Here is a 2,952-nt window from a genome sequence, read left to right on the forward strand (position 1 = left end):
GCGATCGAGCCCGTGCCCAAGGGCCCGGTGACGGTCGTCGCGAAGGTCGAGCCATCGTCCGCCGCCGACAAGGCCCGCCAGCAGCGTCAGCTGGGCAAGACGCTCAAGGGCCGGTTCCTCCTCTTCTGGAAGCGCCAGTCGCTGCCCCGGCGCATCGGCTTCGCGTCGCTGGCGGGGCTGGGCGCGCTGGCGCTGGTGACGCTGCTCGTGGCGCTCGCGGTGCCCTCGGCGATCCGCCTCCCCGGCCGCGAGCCCTTCAAGCTGGGCATGGATCCAGTGATGGACTCCTTCGGCCTGGGCGAGGGCGTGCGCTGGGTGCACGCCGACGACAAGCTCTTCGACTTCCGCTTCGTGTCCCCCACGCGCGCGGTGGCGGTGCTGCACTACCAGGCCAGCAACATCGCCCGGGACGAGGTCAACCTGTCCCTCAACGGCGTGTCCCTGGGGTGGGTGCCCCCGGACACGGCGCAGACGGCGGAGCGCGAGCTGGAGCAGGTCCTTCCCCCCAGCCTCCTGCGCCGCAACGCCAACAACCAGCTGCTCTTCGACAACGCCCTCAACCCGCCCGGCCGCGACCCCTGGCGCATCTGGAACCTGCGCCTGGAAGTCATCCCGGTGCCCGAGCTGCCGCCTGATCAGCTGGTCGCTTCCGCCCGGGAGTCCGCGAAGGCCGGGGCCCGCTTCTACGAGCTGAAGGACGTGGGGGCGGAGAACCTGTTCAAGGCGTGGCGGGAGTACCGCGCCGCGTGGATCACCCTGGAAGCGCTGGACGAGAAGCCGGAGCTGTACGACGACGTCCGGGAGCGGATCGCCCAGATTTCAACGGAGCTGGACCACCGCTGCGGGCAGCTGATGATGCAATTCCAGCGGGCGGTTCAGTTCCGCAGCCGACGGGATGCGGTCGCGACCCTCGAAGACGTGCGGAGACGCTTCCCTACCGCCGAGCATCGCTGCCACAATCTGGCGCTGGAAAAAGCCTATGAGCACGAGCTTTAGGGCCCGTGCCCCCCTCAGCAGGACGCGGTGACCGCCATGTCGAACGCACCACCCCCCGCCCGCCGACGGCCTACATCCGGTACGCCCTCTTCTGGGACCGGACAGCGCGCGCCGGTCCGCCGGTCCACCGCCGGTGCCGCCGCGGCCCGCCCCGCGAAGCTCATCGTCATCGCCGGCCCCATGGAGGGTGAGGAGTTCGCGCTCTCCGACCTCGAGTACACGGTCGGCCGCTCCACCGACAACCCCATCTGCATCCAGGACACGTCGGTCTCCCGCAAGCACGTGACGCTGCGCAAGGAGTCCGCTGGCTGGATGGTCAGCGACATGGGCTCCGGCAACGGCACCATCGTCAACGGCGAGCCCATCTCCGAGGAGACGCTCCTCGCCAACGGCGACGTCATCACGCTGGGCGACTCGGAGCTGCGCTACGAGGACACCGCCAACAGCACCGCCAAGGTGCAGGCCCCCTCCGGCCCCCGGCCCCGTCCGTCCACCGCGGCCGGGCGCGGTCCCACGGCCGTGCCCGTGCGTCCTTCGCGCGAGGGCCGTGCGCGCCCGCAGACGTCGCGGGCCGCCGCCGCCGCGGAGCTCACGCCGGAGATGCAGCGCAAGCGCATGCGGCTGAAGCTCGCGGGCGCCGCCGTGCTGGTGCTGCTCTTCGCGGGCCTGGGCGTCGCGCGCTCGCGCATGCGGCACCAGCAGGAGGAGCAGGGCCGCATCGAGGCGGAGCAGCGCCAGTACCGCGAGCAGCTGGGCGGCCTCTTCCAGGAGGCCAAGAACCTGGTGCGCGAGGGCCAGTGGCAGCAGGCCAAGGCGAAGCTGGAGGAGCTCCACGCGCAGGCGGCGGACTACCCCGGCGTGGAGGACTACCTCAAGGCCGCGGAGAAGGAGATCCCCAACCAGAACCACCTGCTCACGGCCCAGGCGGCGCTGGACAAGGGGGAACTCGCCAACGCGAAGGCGTCCATCGCGAAGGTGAGCAGCGACACGCAGCTCTACGAGCAGCTGAAGACGGCGCGCAAGAACCTGACGGACGCCGCCGACAAGCGCACGAAGGAAGCCAAGCAGCTGCTGGACACCCGCCAGCTGGAGAACGTGCAGAAGGCCAAGGCCATCACCGACGACGTGCTCGCGACCTTCCCGGAGCACCGCGACGGCAAGCTCGTGAATGACGACGCCGCGCGCGTCATCGCGGACCTGACCCGTCCGGATCCGGTGCGCGTGGCCGCGGCGCCCAAGCCGTGGGAGCCCGCAGTGGACCGCTTCCGCGACGGTGACACGTCCGGCGCGGTGGCCATCCTCAACGCGTGCGCGGGCAAGACGCCGCAGTGCAAGCAGCTGATGGGGCAGGTGACGGAGTTCGGCAACCTCTACAAGAAGCTGGAGGAGCTGGACGCCAAGGGCCTCACCCGGCTGCTCGCCCTGGACAAGGACATCACCGACGGGCGCGGCAGCAAGATGGGGCGCAACGCGGGCACCCGCGCGTCGACCATCTATTACAAGAGCGCCGCGGGCGCGAAGGCCGCCGGCCAGTGGTCGCGCGCCATGGAGTTCGCTCGCCGCGCGCTCCAGGCGGACCCCAACCACACGGGCGCCGCCAACATCGTCAACGACCTCAAGGGCAAGGCGAAGGACCTGTACATGCAGGCCTACTCCATCAAGGACTCCAGCCCCGAGGACGCGCTGCCCAAGTTCCGCGACGTCGTCGCGATGACGCCGCCCGACGACGAGCTGCACGGCAAGGCCCAGGGCTGGATCGAGAAGCTGTCGCGATGAAGAAGCGCAAGGGGTTGGAGCCGCCTCCGGCCGAAGAGCCGGGGCAGGGCGACCTGTTCGGAACGTCGCTGCTGCCACCCCTGCGTCCCCCTCCCGCGAAGGCCGCGAGCGCGAGCAAACCGCCCGCGGTGCCGCCACCCGCGCCGGTGCTGTCTCTTATACACCTCTGACGCTGCCGAC

At 70.6% G+C, this 2,952-nt stretch carries 2 protein-coding genes and 1 pseudogene; all 3 read left to right on the forward strand.

The window, feature by feature from the left end:
* Positions 1-996 (forward strand): annotated as a pseudogene (locus D7W79_RS44120) (FHA domain-containing protein); the annotation flags it as partial.
* A gap of 36 nt (positions 997-1,032) precedes the next feature.
* A complete protein-coding gene (locus tag D7W79_RS40845) occupies positions 1,033-2,772 on the forward strand; it encodes an FHA domain-containing protein (RefSeq protein ID WP_244222256.1) in 1,740 nt (579 codons plus the stop codon).
* Positions 2,769-2,942 carry a hypothetical protein gene (locus D7W79_RS46590; RefSeq protein ID WP_158617180.1) on the forward strand — a complete coding sequence of 58 codons (174 nt, stop codon included), beginning with the start codon at positions 2,769-2,771 and terminating at the stop codon, positions 2,940-2,942. The genes D7W79_RS40845 and D7W79_RS46590 overlap by 4 nt, the downstream gene beginning before the upstream one ends.
* Positions 2,943-2,952 lie beyond the last annotated feature (10 nt).

This window comes from Corallococcus exercitus, from assembly GCF_003611585.1.
GTDB classification, from domain to species: Bacteria; Myxococcota; Myxococcia; order Myxococcales; family Myxococcaceae; genus Corallococcus; species Corallococcus exercitus.